We start from the raw sequence: 16,988 nt of genomic DNA, 5'->3' as shown, positions 1-16,988 counted from the left end.
ATGAGTAAAAAAATATTAATTTTATCTACAGGTGACCTAAACGGAGCATATGAAGCAATGTATAAAGTTGCTCATATTTTAAAAAATATGGGGCATGAGGTTGTCATGTGCGTAAAGTATAAAACGAAAAATGAAGAATTCATTAAAGCTTACAGTCATCAATCTTCTGTTCCTGCGAATCCAGGGTTACTAAGAACTATAACGAATAAAGTCAAAGCTAAGCTTACAACAGCTTCTTCCTCACAGGCAAAAAAAAATTTTAGTACTGACAGCAAATACTCTTTTTTAAGTAAAGATGAATTGTCAGAAAATATTAATGTTGAAAGTCTTATAAAAACAGTTGGTTTTACACCGGATTTTATTTTTACAGGAATGACCATTGACTTCCTCAACAGTACAGACTTGTTGAATATTTATAATGCCACCCAGGCAAAAATTTTCAACATTACAGTAGATATGAATCACTTTACCGGAGGATGTCATTTCTCCTGGGGGTGTGAAGGTTATATCAGAGGTTGTGATGAAAAATGTCCTGCTATTATAGAAGCTGACGAAAAAGTAATCGCAAAAAATAATTTTGACAGAAAATATGAAAATGCTCAAAAAGCTAATTTTCAGATTATTGCAGGTTCAGGATTAACATTCACACAGGCTCAGAATTCAAAGATCTATAAAGATCAGAAAACAATTCACAATATCAACAGCCTCATCGATACCAAGCTCCTTAATGATAAAAATAAGTCAATTGCTAAAAGAATTTTCTCTTTATCGGATGATTATTTTTATATTTTAACAGGAGCCCAAAATATGGAAGATCCCAGAAAAGGTTTTTCTTATTTACTTGATGCTCTGAAAATATTAGATAAAGAATTACCTATAGAATTAAAAGAAAAAATAGTCCTTCTGGTGGTTTCCAATACTGTAAATGAAGAGTTTGACCAGGTAACCTTTAAAAAACAAAAAATAGATTATATAAAAGATTATAGACTGCTGGCTTTATTATACCAAGCAGCTGATATTTTCATAAATTCATCTATCGAAGATTCCGGGCCCATGATGGTTTCGGAAGCATTAGCCTGTGGAACACCTGTTGTGGGATTTGATACGGGAGTTGTTACCAATATGGTAATTGACGATTATAACGGATATAAAGCTCCGGTAAAAGACAGCAGAAAATTAGCTGAAGGAATAAGAAAAATCTTTGAACTCAGTAAAGATTCCTATACTGTTTTCTCGAAAAACGCAGTCAGACAGGTTCAGGAATTTTCATCTTATGAATATGCTGAAAGAATTTTCTCAAAAATTTTAGAATAACAAATGATTAAAAATCTTTATAATAAAAAAATTTCAGGACTAGGACTTGCTGTATTCAGAATAGCTTATTCATTGATATTACTTTGTGGAGTGATGCAGTTCAATTATTTCAGGCATCTGATTTTTGATAAAATACCATTCCTGGATCCTGCTGAAATAAATTTTGGAATCCCAATCAAGATCTGGATGACAGCCCTTGTTTTCATTATATTCGGGCTGTTTACAAGATTAGCAACCATCATCAACTATTTGATGACCATTATTCTTATTGGGAGTATTAACACCTATGAGTATCATATGTTTTACGCCTATCTCGGAATAAATTTCCTGATGCTGTTTCTACCTTTATCCCAAAATTTATCATTAGACCGTCTGATTCAAAAGCTCAAATATTCCAATACCCGCTTTAATTATGAACCTACCAAAAAGGTAAGCGTATTATGTTATCTTATTCCAGTTTTTATAGGCGTCGCATTTGTATATTTTGATTCAATATTTTACAAATTCTCCTCTTCTTACTGGACTAAAGGCTTAGGCGTATGGTATCCTACAAGCTTTCCTTTCACCAATTTTATTTCGATTCCAACTATTTTGGATCAGGAGTATCTGATGTTATTATTAGGATATCTTACCTTACTTTTTGAATCTGTATTTCTTTTTACTTTTTTTCGAAAAAAATGGCGTATTCCTCTACTTATCATTGGCCTGGGACTGCATTTGGGAATCGTAATATGCTATCCAATCCCATGGTTTGGATTTGGAATGTGTACAATATATTTATTAATGGTTCCCGTTTCATTTTGGGAAAAATTATTTGCCTTAAACAAAAAAAATTCCCAGTTGTTTTTTTATTATGACGGAGAATGTCCCCTGTGTAATCGTACAAAAATCATTATTCAACATTTTGACATTGCCGGAAGGATAGATTTTAAAACAGTACAATATTATGCAGAACAGGAACTATTACTAAAAAACATTCCCACTGATGATCTTCTGGATGACATCCATTCTATCAGAAATGGTAAAATATACAAAGGTTTAGATACTTACATCCAGGTTTTTGATTCTATAAACTATTTAAAACCCATAAGCTGGTTTTTGAGAATACCCGGAATTTATCACCTAGGAAAGCACGTATATAAGTTCATCGCTAAAAACAGAAATACGGAACGATGTACAGAGGAAAACTGTGGATATATTCCTCCTGTAATTCCTCAGGATGAAGACCATTTTAAAATTCTTCAAAATTACACTCTAAAAGACCTAAAAGTATCAGGAATTAAATTCGGACTTTATTTTATCATATTATTACAGATTATCGTCTCCTACAATTCTATTGGAAAAAAAGGAGGTTTTGAAAAAACTTCATTGGGTCATGTAATAAATAATATCTCAAATACTGTAGAACCTATAACCAAGACTTTTTTGGGAATTACCCATCATGGGGTATTTATGGACTACCACTTTAGTGAATACAATCATATTATTGCTGTTACCTGTGTAGACAAAAGCGGTAATGAAATCTGGTTACCAATTATTAATAAAGATGGGACACCGGGAAAATATCTTTATTATGGACCTACATGGGTCAAATGGTCATTCCGGGTTAACAACAATGAAATCAACCAGGATAATCTGAAGAAAGGAATACGTGATTTCACCGCTTTCTGGGCATACAGAAATAATATAGACTTAAATGATGCGAAGTTTATTATCAAACTTAAGAAAATAGATACCCCACCCTATCATTGGAAAAAAGGATTTCTTTCAGAGCAGATGGATAAGCCATGGGCAGATATAGGCGAAGCAATATGGAACAACAAGGAATTCTCTATAGATGTTCCTGAAGTTGAAACACTGTAATATTAATAGAACAAATTATTATCTTTCCAATTTATTAATCATGAAAAAAATTGCAATATTAGGAGCTAGTTATTTACAATTACCTTTAGTTCAGAAGGCGAAAGAAAACGGTTTGGAAGTACATTGCTTTGCCTGGGATGATGGAAAAGCAGTATGTAAAGAATATGCTGATTATTTTTATGATATTTCAGTTTTAGAAAAAGAAGCTATTCTTAGAAAATGCAAAGAGATTAACATTGATGGTATATTGACAATAGCAACGGATATCTGCATTCCTGTAATAGCGTATGTTGCTGATAATTTAAAACTGGTAGGCAACAGCATAGAATGTTCTTTACTCACTACCAATAAATCATTAATGAGAAAATGTTTTGAAGAACATGGCATTGACTCTCCCAGATCTACCAGTGTCTCAACATTCAATGAAAAGGATTTTGATTTATTTAGTTATCCCTTAATTATAAAACCTGCTGACAGGTCAGGAAGTCTGGGAGTCATAAAAATAGATTCTCCCGAGGGCACCAAGGAAGCTATTGAAAATGCCGTCGGATACTCATTTAGCAAGACTTGCGTGGTGGAAGAATTTATAACGGGCAAAGAAGTAAGTGTCGAAACAATTAGCTGGAAAGGCGAGCATAAAATCATAACAATTACTGATAAAGAAATAACCAAAGCACCCTATTTTGTAGAGCTTGCCCACCATCAGCCATCAACATTATCTGAAGATATTAAAAATAAAATACATGAGATCACCTATAAAATACTGGCGGTAACAAAAGTTGAAAATGGAGCTTCTCATGTAGAGTTAATTATAACCGATAAAGGAAAAGTATATCCCATTGAAATTGGAAGCAGAATGGGAGGTGATTTTATTGGATCAGATCTTGTAGAACTATCTACAGGCTTTGATTATTTACAGGCTGTAACAGATATCGCCTTAAACCAGTTCACTTTTCCCACACCTATAAAGTCAGAAAAATATTCAGGAGTCTATTTTTTGTCAAAGAATACTGAATACTTACTTCCTCTCTTTTCTGATGATATAGAAAACCAAGATATAGTAAAAAAAGAAATTACCAATCCTTCATTGCAGGAAGCACATTCCAGCAACGATCGTTCAGGATATTTGATCTATCAGTCTGACCATAAAATTGATTTTAAATGAAACGTATTGCGATAATCGGATCCGGTCATCTGGGACAGCAGATTCTGCATCACATTCATACTGACACAGCAGACAAAGTGGTGGGTTTCTTTGATGACTTTCAAGAAAAAGGAAGTCTTGTAAAATACCTTCCGGTATTAGGTAATAGGAGCAACGTTTATGATTCTTTTCAGCAGGATATTTTTGATGAACTGGTGATTGGTATTGGATACAAACACTTAGCATTTAAGAAGCAGGTGTTTGAAGATTTTAAAAATAAGATTCCTTTTTATCAATTTATTCATTCAACAAGCATTGTTGATCCTTCAGCAAAAATAGGACAGGGAACCATTATCTATCCTAACTGCATGATCGATCAGGATGTCATAATAGGTGATAACGTTCTTGTTAATATTTCATGTTCTGTGGCCCATGACTCAACTATAGGAGATTATTGTTTTCTATCTCCTTCTGTAAGTCTGGCGGGATTTGTAAATATTTCCGAACAATGTGTTCTTGGAATAAACAGTACTGTCATTGACAATATAAACATCTCGGAGAGGGTACAGTTAGGAGGAGGGACTGTAGTGATAAAAAATTTAGATACATCAGGATTGTATGTTGGTAATCCTGCAAGATTTATAAAATAAATAAATATGATTCCATTCAACAAACCATTTATTATAGGTAACGAACTTACCTATATAGAAGAAGCGGTAAAAAGCGGTAAAATATCAGGAGACGGCATGTTTACGAAGAGATGTCAGAATTTCTTTGAGCAAAAATATGATTTTCCAAAAGTGCTGATGACCACATCTTGTACGGATGCTCTTGAAATGGCAGCTCTTCTGTGTAATGTAGAACCTGGTGACGAAGTAATTGTTCCTAGTTATACCTTTGTCTCTTCAGCCAATGCTTTCGCACTTCGTGGTGCCAAAATAGTATTCGTAGACTCATATCATAATAACCCTAATATAGATCCTGTAGAAATAGAAAAACATATCACAGAAAAAACAAAAGTTATTATTCCCGTACATTATGCCGGAGTAGCTTGTGATATGGAAAAAATCATGCAGCTGGCCCACAAACATAATCTGTTTGTTGTAGAAGATGCAGCACAGGCTATTGACAGTTATTATACCTTCTCAGACGGCACAAGAAAAGCATTAGGTTCTATAGGCCATTTTGCAGCTTTCTCTTTCCATGAAACCAAAAATATCATTGCCGGAGAAGGCGGAATGCTGGCCATTAATGATCCTCAGTATTTTGACCGGGCTGAAGTGATCCGTGAAAAAGGAACTAACAGAAGTGCATTCTTCAGAGGTGAAGTGAATAAATATGGCTGGGTAGATCTTGGCTCATCGTTTTTGCCATCAGAAATCATATCAGCCTTTTTATACGCTCAGCTGGAGAACATCGATATCATTCAGAAAAAAAGATTAGAAATATGGCATAATTATCAGAATGGACTTTCTTCATTACAGGAAAAGGGGTATATTACTTTACCCAATATCCCGTCCTATGCTACCAATAATGCTCATATGTATTATATTGTTTGCAGAAGTTATGATGAAAGAACCAATCTCATTCAGTATTTAAAAGCTCAGGATATTCACCCTGTTTTCCATTATTTAAGTTTAAATAAAAGTGACTTTTTCTTAGCCAATAACCCTGAAATAGATATTCCTAACTCTGATCATTTCACAGATTGTCTGCTTAGGCTGCCATTTTATTATGAATTATCTGAAACTGAACAGAATAAGGTTATCACTCTGATTAATAGTTTTTTTACTCAATAACATAAGCACTGTACCACTTCTCAATAATAAAAATATGAATTTTTTTAAAAAACATATTGTAAATTTTTTGTTCGATGTACTGAATTCTAACGCTTATAAAATTCACCAGCAAAACAAGCTGAATGAATGGGCTAAAAAAAGTTTTAAGAAATTCGGGGCCAATTCAGCAATCCCTGAAGATCATTGGATAAAAAACCCTAAATATATCTCGATAGGTAAAAATTTCAGCTCTTTATACCACCTAAGACTTGAGGCCTGGGATCGTTTTCAGGGAGAAATATTCACTCCTGAAATAATAATTGGTGATAATGTTATCTGCAACTCTGATGTTCACATTGGAGCCATCAATAAGATTGTCATTGGCAACAATGTTCTTATGGCGAGCAGAATATATATATCTGATCATTCCCACGGCACTATCACTGCTGAAGATTTGGAAAAAGTTCCGGATATGAGGCCATTATACTCCAAAGGTCCGGTAATTATTGAAGACAATGTCTGGATTGGTGAAGGTGTATGTATACTTCCAGGAGTGACCATTGGTAAAAATTCTATCATAGGGGCCAATGCGGTCGTCAACAAAAGCTTTCCTGAAAACTCTGTTATTGCGGGGATTCCTGCCAGATTAATAAAAACATTATAAAACAGATTATGAAAAAAATAAAGCCCATTGCCTTTTATCTTCCACAATACCACCCTGTTCCCGAAAATGATGAATGGTGGGGTAAAGGATTCACTGAATGGACTAATGTAGGAAAAGCCAAACCTTTATTTGAAGGACATGAGCAGCCTATATATCCTGCAGACCTTGGATATTATGATCTGCGTGTTCCGGAAGTAAGAGAACAACAGGCTCAAATGGCTAAAGAATATGGTGTGCATGGTTTTATCTATTATCACTACTGGTTCGGAAATGGTAAACAGCTATTAGAAAGGGTAGCCAATGATGTTTTGAAATCCGGAAAACCAGACTTCCCGTTTTGTTTTTGCTGGGCTAATGAAACCTGGTCCGGAATATGGCACGGCCTTTCTGAAAAAATACTGGTCAAGCAGGAATATCCTGATGAGCAGGATCTGATTGCCCATTTTGAATATCTTTTACCTTTCTTCAAAGATGAAAGATATATAAAAGTAGATAACAAACCTGTTTTTATCATCTATGATGCTAATCATTTAAATGAAGGAGATCCTTACTATATCTCAAAATTCAGAGAACTGGCGAAGAAAAACGGATTTGACGGCTTGTATATTATGGCGTCCAATAAACTTCGTGATGACATCGACTTTCAAGCTATAGGATATGATGGTAAAATTTCTAATGCATTTCATAAAGCGTGGAACCCGCACATCCAAAAAAAAGAATATATCTCCCATTCCCAATATTACAAAAACAGAATAAAGGGCTTGGTAGGACTTAAGAAAAAAGAGCAGCCTAAAGTAAGAATGCAGGATGCAAATGCAGTAGTCAGCGACTTAGAATTTGAAGAAAGCAATGTACCCACTTACCCCTGCATTTTACCTAACTGGGATAACACTCCCCGAAGCGGTTATAATGGAATCATATTGACCAACAACTCTCCGGAATTATTTGAGCAGCAAGTAGAAAAAGCGGTCAAATATCTTGAAGGCAAAAATGAATATCCGGAACAGTTCCTGATTGTTAAATCCTGGAACGAGTGGGCAGAAGGCAACATTCTGGAACCAGACAGAAAGTATGGTTTCGGATATTTGAAAGCATTAAAAAAAATATTGAATAAATACAAATAAGAATGAGTAAATTCAGTGTACTGATCGCCAATTATAACAACGGGCACTTTTTTGAAGAATGTTTTCAAAGCTTAGTAGCCCAGACTGAAACAGACTGGGAAACAATTATTCTGGATGATGGATCAACCGATCATTCTTTGGAGATTATAAAAAATATCATTGGAGATGACCCAAGGTTTAGAATCTATCAAAATGAAGAAAATAAAGGAATAGGATATACAAAAAAAAGACTGATCAGCCTTGCCGGATCTCCTATATGCGGATTCCTGGATCCTGATGATGCTTTAGTTCCCTATGCCTTGGAAATTGTTTTAAAAACCCATGCAGAACATCCAGAAGCAGGTCTTGTGTATTCTAATCTGGTATTTTGTGATGAACACCTTCAGCCTAAATCCGTACATAAAGCAAAGCAAATAACAGAATTAGATCAATCCTACTATAATTTCAGAGGAGAAATTTCAAGCTTTGCTACTTTAAAGAAGAATGTTTACGAAAAAACATCAGGTATTGATCCCTTTTTAAAGATTGCTGAAGACAAAGACTGGTATATGAAAATGTGCGAAACAGCACCTGTAAAATATATAGATGAAGATTTATACTTATACAGAATTCATAAGAATGGAATTTCCACCACCACAAATGAAGATAAGGCAGTCTTCTGGCACTGGGTAGCCATGATCAAAATGGCAGAAAGAAGGAATATCAATATTGAAGATCTTTTTCTTGAAAGGTATGTTTCCAAAGGAAAGTATGAAAAGGTACTCCATAAACTGGATCAGGTTAAAAAATCAAAATGGGCAAAATTGGGTGATCAACTGGGATTATTTAAAATCTTTAAGTATTTATAATACCCCTTAATTAGACAAAAAAGTATATGATTATTGGTAATGGAATTCTGGCAAATGCTGTAAGACCTTATGACAGAGGAGATGTAATTTTTTTCGCATCCGGGGTATCAAACTCTCTGGAAAAAAATCCGGCTGAATTTGAAAGGGAAATCTCTCTTTTACAATCTACTGTTAAAGAATTTTCAGATAAAAAACTGATCTATTTTTCCACCTGCAGCATTTATGACCCCACTAAGAAAAACAGTCCGTATGTTATTCATAAACTTAACGCTGAAAAATGGATTGCAGAGCACTGTAAGAATTTTATCATTTTCAGGGTTGGAAATGCAGTAGGCCATGGAGGAAATCCAAACACTTTAATTAACTTCCTGAAAAATTCAATCCTGTCCGGAAATAAGTTTACCATTCACACCAATGCCAGAAGAATCCTTATTGGTACAGATGATATCGCTTTATTTGCGGAACGTTATATTGATGAATTCAATAATGAAATCATCAATCTCACTTACCCTTATCAGTATTCATTGTCTGAAATTCTGCTTCAGCTTGAAGGCTATTTAGAAAAAAAAGCGATGTATGAGAATATTGATGAAGGTTCGTACTATAATATTGAATTCAATCCTCTTACGGAATCTTTTTTTAGAGGAATTTCTTCTGAAGACTATTTAAAAAAATTATTTTCAGCCTATTTATAAAGTAAAAACATACTTAATGACAAATAAAGTTTCCATCATTGTTCCCAGTTTTAATCATGCAAAATACCTGGAAGAATGTATACAATCCATTAAAGAGCAAACCTATACCAATTGGGAATGTATTATCGTGGATGATGGTTCTACTGATGATACTGCAAGTATAGCTTCAAAATTGATAAGTGATAAAATACACTATATTCGTCAGGAGAACAAAGGAGTATCCAGCGCCAGAAACAAAGGTATAAAATCCGCTACAGGAGATTATATTTTGCCTTTGGATGCAGATGATACCTTTAACCCCCTGGCTTTGGAAAAAATGCTGGAAGTATTTGAAAAAAATAAAGAAACATTGATCGTATTTTCGGATACAATTTTCTTTGGTCACACTAATACAACATCCAGTTTACAGGAAAAATTCAGTCTTAAAGAACTACTGCTTCAAAATAAACTATTTTGTACCTCAATGTTCCCCAAAAAATATTTTGACGAAGGGATCATTTATGATGAAAATCTTATCTATGGATTCGAAGATTGGGAATTCTGGATCCAGCTTATTTCGTCTCATCCTGACCTTCCTATTACCAAGATTGATTATCCTGTATTCAACTATAGATCTCATGCTGTCAGCTCCAGAAATAATGATGTTATAAAGAATAACGATAAAAAAGAAATCACCTATAATACGGTATATGAAAAACACAAAGCACTGTTTCATGAGTTTTTTCCCAGTTATATTTCTCTGTTAAACAGAAAAACTTTCTATGAGAAAAAACTGGAGAAAATATACAGCAGTAAACCATACAAAATATATAACTTTTTAATAAATTTATTCAGATGAGTCAGTTTGTACACGTTATCATGACAAGATTCAATGTTCCCACAAAAGGCTGGAACGAGACCCGATCAGGCTTTAAACCCCTTACAGAAGAATGGCTGGATGACCGTTTCAAATTATTCAGAACCTATGTACTTCCTTCTTATAAAAATCAGACCAACCAAAATTATGTCTGGTTAACATTTTTCGATACAAATACTTCTGATAAATTCAGAAAAATCATAAAAGAAATAGAAACAGAATATCCTATTTTCAAAGCGGTATTTGTAGAGGATTTTGATGTGATGAAAACTAAAGCCGTAGAGGTCATTCCACAATTCTTTACTCCGGATACAAAATTTGTTATTACCAGTGAACTGGATAACGATGATATGCTTCATCAGGACTATATAAAAACGGTACAGGAGCACTTCAAACCGATTCATGATCTGGTGATTGATTTAAGAAGAGGTTATCAGCTTACTATGCTGCCGGGCCGTAAAGCAGTGGTAAATGTATATAATGCAGTCGTAAATCCGTTTGTAAGCTTAGCGGAAAGTGTGGACAATTTTAAAACCATGTTGAAAGAAAGGGCCCATAACAGTTACCGTCATTATGAAAATTTCTCTGTGGAAGACAGTAAGGAAATGTACATACAGATTATCCATCAATACAACCTGATGAATGTAACCTTTAAACATAAAGCAGTACCAGAAGTTGATTTCTCAGAATATGGAATGACTGAAGATACGAGGTTTACCATAGACCGTTTTAAGACATTGCAGCATAATATTGCGCGTGTTCCTTTTGTGATGGGGCTTATTGTTAAAAAGATTTTAAAAAAATAAGTTCATTATCAATTATGAAACTCAACAACCTGCAGATATTAAGGGGGATCTCAGCATTATTAGTATGCTGTTTCCACTTTCGTGATACCATCAATTTCCCGGATCTGAACATGGGAGAAATATTGTTCAGTAAAGGAAGTATAGGAGTTCCTGTGTTCTTTATTATCAGCGGGTTTATAATGGCTTTCACTACTCAAAAAATAAATTTCAGCTCCAAACCTTTTCAGCAGATAACTCTTTTTTATAAAAGAAGGATCATAAGGATTGTTCCTCTGTATTATCTGCTGACATTGGCAGCCATGATACCCGGAGGAAGCTTCCTGCTATATTTTCATGGGCAGGGACTTTATGAGCTCATCCATTCGCTGTTGTTTATTCCTACAAAAAAAGATTTTCCTGTACTTTTTTTGGGCTGGTCGTTAAATTTTGAGATGTTCTTTTATCTCATATTTGGACTTTCGTTATTCTTTAAAGAAAAGAGATATTATTTTATTGTGGCTTTTTTCATCCTAACCTCTGTTATTGGGTATTTTTTCAGGTTTGAAAGTCCCTACCTCAAAATGGCCACCCATTCTCTGAATCTTTATTTTGTAGTGGGGATCCTCTTCGCACTCTTGCTCAATAAAGTCACTGTTTCAAAAAATTTGGCAGCATTACTGTCTGTGGCAGGAATAGGTTCTTTTATACTGGTTTTACTTAGCATTATCCCTATTGATAATGACATGATAAAACTGGCCATTATCTCTTTATTTGTCTTTTCTTTCCTAAGTTTTGATTATGTATTTCATTTTAAGGGAAATAAATTTTTAATTTTCCTCGGGGATATTTCCTACTCGTTATATCTCTCACATCCTTTTGTGGGAATTATTTTAAAAAAAATGAAAATCGAAGGTTATCTTAATATCCCTTTTTTCCTTCTTAAAATTATTCTGGTGATTATAGTGGCTGCATTGTTGTATTATTTCGTAGAGAAAAAAATAACCCGTTACTTAAAAATAAAATTAAAAGCATAACTCTGAAAAAAATGAAAATTTCCGTCATTATTCCCGTTTATAACGCTGAAAAATATATCTCTCAGGCTGTAGAATCTGCTCTTCAATTCGAAGATGTATATGAAGTGGTCATGGTAGAAGATAAATCTCCCGACAATGCGCTGCAGGTGTGCAGGGAACTTACCGAAAAGTATGACAGAGTAAAGCTGTATCAGCATCCTGATAAAGGCAACCACGGAGCCGGAGCCAGCAGAAACCTTGGTATGAAAAAAGCAGGGGGAGATTTCATCGCATTTTTGGATGCAGATGATTATTATCTTCCTAACCGCTTTGATGCAGAAAAAGAACTCTTCAAAAATGATGAGGTAGATGGCGTATATGGAGCAATTGGGGTTCATTACTATTCAGATAAGGCAAAAGAACAGTATTACAAAGTATTTGGAGACCGATTAACGACTGTTTACAAAAAATACCATCCAAAAGATGTATTTCCGGGTCAGCTTAATATGATCGGAACTTTCGGACTATTCAGCATAGACTCTCTGACCATCAGGAAAAGTTCTTTGAAAAACATGGAATATTTCTTTAAAACCCATTTAAAACTTCATCAGGATACAGAATTTTTATTCAGACTCTCTTACTATCTGAATTTATATCCCGGAATTCTCGATCAGGCTGTAGCCGTAAGAGGAGTCCATGAAAATAACAGGATTACTAAAGTTGATTCCAGAGAGGTGAAACCTGCGGCAACAAGAGTTATCCTATGGAAAGAAGTGAACAATTGGGCACAAAATGAAAGTACAGTTCCTGAAGAAATTAAGCTCCACATCAAAAGAGTTTACAGAAGCTTCCGCATTGCCAACGCTCCCCTCCTTAAAAAATGGGGAATGATCAGCAGGTATCTTTTAACAGATTACCGAAGCATACGATCAGGACTTTACAATATTAATTTCAGAAAAGACCTTTTTTAATGTACAATACTTCTGAAAAACAAACAAATACTTAAATAAACTAAACATTTAGTTTATAGAAAACAAATGAATATTTACTGCTTTGTAAAGCTTATTTTCCTCAGAAGGTTACGCATCGGCTTTTCAATACATTGATAAAAAAGTGCCGAAGTAATGAGTATAACGATCACGTATATTGCAAATACAATATTGCTGTTGAACTGATATCCCTGCACTTTTAAAAACTCCCTGAGGAGATAAAGAACGGGAATATGGGTGATATATACCGCATAACTGATCTCTCCCAGATATTCTAGTGGCTTCATAGAAAACAGTTTTGTAATTTTACCATTATTACCAGATATCAGAAGTATAGCAGGAACAAAGAGAAGCGCCATCAGCCCGTTATGGTAAAACAGCGGGACAAACATCAGTGACAGCAGGATGAGTAAAAAGATAAGAATCACCTGAACGTCATAATTTTTCTGCTTAAAGTTTTTCACAAAAAACATCCCCGCGAGATTTCCTATCAAAAACTCGTTAAGGTGCCATATTGGAAAATAATAGAGAAATTCGTGGCTTTTTGTATGTGGTCCTTCATAAACTCCGGATATCGGATAAAGATTTGAAAACACCTGAGTAATCAGCCAGAGAACAATGGTAACGACCCAAATAGTTTTATTTTTCTTCGAGTAGAAGTGATTGTATAAGAGAGGAAAAAGCAGATAGAATAAAAATTCTACCGAAATAGACCATCCCGGAAAATTAAGGATCATCGCTTCACCAGGTATCCAGGTCTGAATGCCCAGACTATATAAAACAAGCTTATACCAATCGAATAGATCAGACCTTGTTATAAAATAAAGCAGGAGCCCCACTATATACAGCGGATAGATCCTGGCAAATCTGTTTTTATAAAATTCAAAATAGTCTATTTTATCCTTTTTATGGTAGGCTATAATCATAATAAAGCCCGAAAGAATAAAAAAGTAGCTGACGCCCACATTCGCCCTTAGAAAAAGATTGGAAATATAATCTATTTTGTATAAAAACAGATCTTTATTGAAATGGGAAATAACAATTGCCATTGCAGCAATAAACCGGGTAAATGTAATCTGACTTATCTTCACAGAAACACAAAGTGCTTTACTTTCTCAAAATAAATTAGCTTCAGTATGCAAACCATTTTATTTTGTATAAAGTATTAATTTTAAGGCACAAAAATAAGATTTATTCTTATAATTATCTAAAACAAATTATATTTGTAGAATACAAATGTTGAAATAAATCTTATTATGCTTTATGAAATACTAGCAAAACTTCAGCGGAAAAGTCAGATTTCACGACTCACAAAACATCCTAACGTTTCCTTTAGAGGGATAAAGCTTGGAATCAGTGACCATTTTATTTTACATGATAATTTAAAAAAAGTTACGATCGGTGATTCTGCCAGTTTCAGGAACTATGTTCATATTCTTGTACAGCAGAATGCCAGTCTGGAAATCGGAAATAATTTTTTCATGAACAATTTCTGCTCTATCAATTGTCTCGAAAATATTTCTATTGGGGACAATACTTTATTCGGAGAAAGCGTAAAGCTATATGACCACAACCATGCTTACCATACGCATCCGGAGTTTCAACTGTTCCCGTCTGAATTTACTACAGCACCCATTAAAATCGGGAAAAACTGCTGGCTCGGAAGCAATGTCACTGTCCTGAAAGGAGTCACTATCGGGGACAACTGTATCATAGGAGCAGGCTGCACTATTCATAAAGATATTCCACCCAATACAACAGTAGTCAATCATCAAGAATTAATTTTTAAGAACCATTAATGAAGTTTTCCATTCTTATTGCCCACTATAATAATGCTCATTTCTTCAAAGACTGTTTTGACAGTCTACAGAAGCAAACCTATAAAGATTGGGAAGCCATTATTCTGGATGATGCGTCATCAGACCATGAAAAAAAAATAGTGCAGGAGATGATTTCAAAAGATAAAAGATTTAAATTTTTTGAAAATGAAAAAAATTCCGGTGTAGGTGTTACAAAAAGTAAACTGATAGAACTTGCTGAAGGTGAAATCTGTGGGTTTCTTGACCCTGATGATGCCATCACCCCTACAGCCATCCAGCAGTGTATAGATATTTTTCGGGCTAAAAAAAATACGGTGCTTACTTACTCCAGGTTCATGACCTGTGATCAGGATCTCCAACCTATTGCTCCGTTCAGATCTGCAATGCAGGTTCCGAATGGTGATCCTTATTTTTTCAATTTTCCTATTCAGATTGCCCATTTTGTTTCTTTCAGAAAAGAAGTGTATGAACAAACGGAAAAAATGAATCCGGATTTAAAAATCGGAGAAGATCAGGATCTGTATCTGAAGATGTATGAAAAAGGAAAAGTTCAGTTCATTGACGACACCAATTATTTTTACAGAACCCATCAGGGAGGAATTTCTCAGAATGACAATAAAAAAAAATCTCATGAGTATTTTGCCCAGGTCATCTTCAGTACCATGAAGCGCAGAGGACTTACAATGATTAATGGTAAAAAGATTCCTGATCATTATACCGGAGCTGAGCAAATATTTGGGCTGTTGCAGTACCAGCATCAGCTGCCTTTCCGCATTAAGAAAAAAATAAAAATCACACTACAATCAATTTTCGGGTAATGTTAGAAAAAAAAATAAAAATTCTGTTCAGACACCATTCTATGGAAATGGGAGGTGTAGAAAAAGTATTGTTGGGACTTCTTAACAATCTCGATACTGATAAATTTGAAATAACGGTATGTCTTACTCTGAATCAGGGGAAATTACGTGATGAGATTCCCGGCCATGTCAGAAAAGTATATCTTACTGACGGAAAAGAAGATTTTTCACGCAATTTTCTATTGCAAAAACTTCAACTTATTGCAAGAAGAATCAAACTTAGGAGGCTTAGTAATAATTCGTCTATTGCAGACCGTATCATCAATGACAGTTTTGATATAGAGATCGGTATGGATTATAGAGATTATGATGTTATTCTGAACTCTACTCATAAAAATTCTAAAAAAATAGGATGGTTTCATTCCGAGATCAATGTGCCCAAATTTCAGCCTTTAGTTCCGGGCATCTTAAAAAGTTTCCCGCAATTTGATCATATGGTGTACTGCTCTCATAAAATAAAGGATATGATGCACCAATATTATCCGAAATTAGACTACCCTGCTGAAAGTGTGATCATCAACCCTATTCCTATTGAGGAAATTAAAAGGAAATCAGAAGAGAAGCTGCAAAACTTCCCGGAAGGACCGGTTTTCGTTTCCATTGGCCGGCTACATTCCAGAAAAGGCTATCATAAACTGATTGAAGCTCACAAAAGGCTTATAGATGAAGGATTCCATCATAGTATCATTGTCATTGGGGAAGGTGAAGAAATGAAACCTCTTTCTGATCAGGCTGCGCGTAATAATGTAGAGAAAACTTTTATTTTGATTGGAAATCAAATGAATCCTTATCCTTATATAAAAAAAGCAGACTATTTCGTTCTGCCTTCTGAATCTGAAGCATGGCCTCTGGTTATTGCTGAAGCTCTGATTCTTCAGAAACCTATTGTTGCTACCAATGTAGGTGACGTGGGACTTATGATTAAAGACCGGGAAACAGGATACCTCATCAGTTATGATGTTGATGACATGTACAAAGGAATGAAATCCTTTCTTACGGATCCCGATCTTGTTCTCCACATCAGAGAAAATCTAAAAAATATTGAAAGTCAGTTTGACAATAAAAAAATATTTGATAGTGTTGAAGAGATTATTGAAACCCTTCATAAGAAATAAACTATTGCGTAGAATATCCATCGTCAATCACAAGATTGTTTCCGGTGACGTATCTTGATGCATCTGACAAGAGAAAATACAGGCATTCGCTACCTCTTTAGGTACTCCTATTCCCAGCGGATG

17 protein-coding genes are annotated in these 16,988 nt (G+C 34.6%); 16 read left to right on the top strand and 1 reads right to left on the bottom strand.

Features of this window, described 5'->3' with window-relative positions:
* The 13 genes from LF887_RS01285 to LF887_RS01225 are packed head-to-tail and all read left to right on the top strand — an operon-like array spanning position 1 to position 13,055.
* Complete coding sequence (locus LF887_RS01285) at positions 1-1,314, top strand: glycosyltransferase (protein WP_236857034.1); 1,314 nt, start codon at positions 1-3, stop codon at positions 1,312-1,314.
* Positions 1,315-1,317: 3 nt separating this feature from the next.
* Positions 1,318-3,177, top strand: coding sequence for a DCC1-like thiol-disulfide oxidoreductase family protein (locus tag LF887_RS01280; RefSeq protein WP_236857033.1), 1,860 nt, complete (start codon positions 1,318-1,320; stop codon positions 3,175-3,177).
* A gap of 40 nt (positions 3,178-3,217) precedes the next feature.
* On the top strand, positions 3,218-4,342 hold the full coding sequence (locus LF887_RS01275) for an acetyl-CoA carboxylase biotin carboxylase subunit family protein (protein ID WP_236857032.1): 1,125 nt from the start codon (positions 3,218-3,220) through the stop codon (positions 4,340-4,342).
* Positions 4,339-4,971, top strand: a complete 633-nt coding sequence (locus tag LF887_RS01270) for an acetyltransferase (protein WP_236857031.1) — start codon at positions 4,339-4,341, stop codon at positions 4,969-4,971. Before LF887_RS01275 ends, LF887_RS01270 begins: the two co-directional genes overlap by 4 nt.
* A 6-nt stretch (positions 4,972-4,977) precedes the next feature.
* A complete protein-coding gene (rffA, locus tag LF887_RS01265) occupies positions 4,978-6,120 on the top strand; it encodes a dTDP-4-amino-4,6-dideoxygalactose transaminase (RefSeq protein ID WP_236857030.1) in 1,143 nt (380 codons plus the stop codon).
* A 34-nt stretch (positions 6,121-6,154) separates the two neighbouring features.
* On the top strand, positions 6,155-6,763 hold the full coding sequence (locus tag LF887_RS01260; RefSeq protein WP_236857029.1) for a DapH/DapD/GlmU-related protein: 609 nt from the start codon (positions 6,155-6,157) through the stop codon (positions 6,761-6,763).
* 8 nt (positions 6,764-6,771) lie between these two features.
* Complete coding sequence (locus tag LF887_RS01255; protein ID WP_236857028.1) at positions 6,772-7,887, top strand: glycoside hydrolase family 99-like domain-containing protein; 1,116 nt, start codon at positions 6,772-6,774, stop codon at positions 7,885-7,887.
* A gap of 2 nt (positions 7,888-7,889) precedes the next feature.
* Entirely contained in the window at positions 7,890-8,735 is an 846-nt protein-coding gene (locus LF887_RS01250; protein WP_236857027.1) for a glycosyltransferase family 2 protein, read from the top strand.
* A gap of 26 nt (positions 8,736-8,761) precedes the next feature.
* On the top strand, positions 8,762-9,430 hold the full coding sequence (locus LF887_RS01245; RefSeq protein WP_236857026.1) for an NAD-dependent epimerase/dehydratase family protein: 669 nt from the start codon (positions 8,762-8,764) through the stop codon (positions 9,428-9,430).
* A 16-nt stretch (positions 9,431-9,446) separates the two neighbouring features.
* A complete protein-coding gene (locus LF887_RS01240; protein WP_236857025.1) occupies positions 9,447-10,268 on the top strand; it encodes a glycosyltransferase family 2 protein in 822 nt (273 codons plus the stop codon).
* The gene (locus LF887_RS01235) at positions 10,265-11,092 is read left to right on the top strand and encodes a glycosyltransferase (protein ID WP_236857024.1); all 828 of its coding nucleotides are present in this window, start codon (positions 10,265-10,267) and stop codon (positions 11,090-11,092) included. The genes LF887_RS01240 and LF887_RS01235 overlap by 4 nt, the downstream gene beginning before the upstream one ends.
* Before the next feature lie 14 nt (positions 11,093-11,106).
* Entirely contained in the window at positions 11,107-12,105 is a 999-nt protein-coding gene (locus LF887_RS01230) for an acyltransferase family protein (RefSeq protein ID WP_236857023.1), read from the top strand.
* Between the two features lie 11 nt (positions 12,106-12,116).
* Complete coding sequence (locus tag LF887_RS01225; protein WP_236857022.1) at positions 12,117-13,055, top strand: glycosyltransferase family 2 protein; 939 nt, start codon at positions 12,117-12,119, stop codon at positions 13,053-13,055.
* Between the two features lie 74 nt (positions 13,056-13,129).
* Here LF887_RS01225 and LF887_RS01220 read toward each other — a convergent pair whose 3' ends face one another.
* Entirely contained in the window at positions 13,130-14,164 is a 1,035-nt protein-coding gene (locus tag LF887_RS01220; RefSeq protein WP_236857021.1) for an acyltransferase family protein, read from the bottom strand.
* 165 nt (positions 14,165-14,329) lie between these two features.
* On the opposite strand from LF887_RS01220, the gene LF887_RS01215 reads away from it, so the two are divergent.
* The 3 genes from LF887_RS01215 to LF887_RS01205 are packed head-to-tail and all read left to right on the top strand — an operon-like array spanning position 14,330 to position 16,865.
* Positions 14,330-14,872, top strand: a complete 543-nt coding sequence (locus LF887_RS01215) for an acyltransferase (protein ID WP_236857020.1) — start codon at positions 14,330-14,332, stop codon at positions 14,870-14,872.
* Positions 14,872-15,711 carry a glycosyltransferase family 2 protein gene (locus LF887_RS01210; RefSeq protein ID WP_236857019.1) on the top strand — a complete coding sequence of 280 codons (840 nt, stop codon included), beginning with the start codon at positions 14,872-14,874 and terminating at the stop codon, positions 15,709-15,711. Before LF887_RS01215 ends, LF887_RS01210 begins: the two co-directional genes overlap by 1 nt.
* On the top strand, positions 15,711-16,865 hold the full coding sequence (locus LF887_RS01205) for a glycosyltransferase (protein WP_236857018.1): 1,155 nt from the start codon (positions 15,711-15,713) through the stop codon (positions 16,863-16,865). The genes LF887_RS01210 and LF887_RS01205 overlap by 1 nt, the downstream gene beginning before the upstream one ends.
* The last annotated feature ends 123 nt before the right edge of the window (positions 16,866-16,988 follow it).

The organism is Chryseobacterium sp. MEBOG06 (genome assembly GCF_021869765.1).
In the GTDB taxonomy this organism is placed as follows: Bacteria; Bacteroidota; Bacteroidia; order Flavobacteriales; family Weeksellaceae; genus Chryseobacterium.
This window is presented reverse-complemented; position numbering and strand designations above follow the sequence as displayed.

Excerpts from the sequence above, each read along its gene's own strand:
- LF887_RS01285 (WP_236857034.1), top strand. The coding sequence starts at position 1 with ATGAGTAAAAAAATATTAATTTTATCTACAGGTGACCTAAACGGAGCA.
- LF887_RS01280 (WP_236857033.1), top strand. The coding sequence starts at position 1,318 with ATGATTAAAAATCTTTATAATAAAAAAATTTCAGGACTAGGACTTGCT.
- LF887_RS01275 (WP_236857032.1), top strand. The coding sequence starts at position 3,218 with ATGAAAAAAATTGCAATATTAGGAGCTAGTTATTTACAATTACCTTTA.
- LF887_RS01270 (WP_236857031.1), top strand. The coding sequence starts at position 4,339 with ATGAAACGTATTGCGATAATCGGATCCGGTCATCTGGGACAGCAGATT.
- rffA (WP_236857030.1), top strand. The coding sequence starts at position 4,978 with ATGATTCCATTCAACAAACCATTTATTATAGGTAACGAACTTACCTAT.
- LF887_RS01260 (WP_236857029.1), top strand. The coding sequence starts at position 6,155 with ATGAATTTTTTTAAAAAACATATTGTAAATTTTTTGTTCGATGTACTG.
- LF887_RS01255 (WP_236857028.1), top strand. The coding sequence starts at position 6,772 with ATGAAAAAAATAAAGCCCATTGCCTTTTATCTTCCACAATACCACCCT.
- LF887_RS01250 (WP_236857027.1), top strand. The coding sequence starts at position 7,890 with ATGAGTAAATTCAGTGTACTGATCGCCAATTATAACAACGGGCACTTT.
- LF887_RS01245 (WP_236857026.1), top strand. The coding sequence starts at position 8,762 with ATGATTATTGGTAATGGAATTCTGGCAAATGCTGTAAGACCTTATGAC.
- LF887_RS01240 (WP_236857025.1), top strand. The coding sequence starts at position 9,447 with ATGACAAATAAAGTTTCCATCATTGTTCCCAGTTTTAATCATGCAAAA.
- LF887_RS01235 (WP_236857024.1), top strand. The coding sequence starts at position 10,265 with ATGAGTCAGTTTGTACACGTTATCATGACAAGATTCAATGTTCCCACA.
- LF887_RS01230 (WP_236857023.1), top strand. The coding sequence starts at position 11,107 with ATGAAACTCAACAACCTGCAGATATTAAGGGGGATCTCAGCATTATTA.
- LF887_RS01225 (WP_236857022.1), top strand. The coding sequence starts at position 12,117 with ATGAAAATTTCCGTCATTATTCCCGTTTATAACGCTGAAAAATATATC.
- LF887_RS01215 (WP_236857020.1), top strand. The coding sequence starts at position 14,330 with ATGCTTTATGAAATACTAGCAAAACTTCAGCGGAAAAGTCAGATTTCA.
- LF887_RS01210 (WP_236857019.1), top strand. The coding sequence starts at position 14,872 with ATGAAGTTTTCCATTCTTATTGCCCACTATAATAATGCTCATTTCTTC.
- LF887_RS01205 (WP_236857018.1), top strand. The coding sequence starts at position 15,711 with ATGTTAGAAAAAAAAATAAAAATTCTGTTCAGACACCATTCTATGGAA.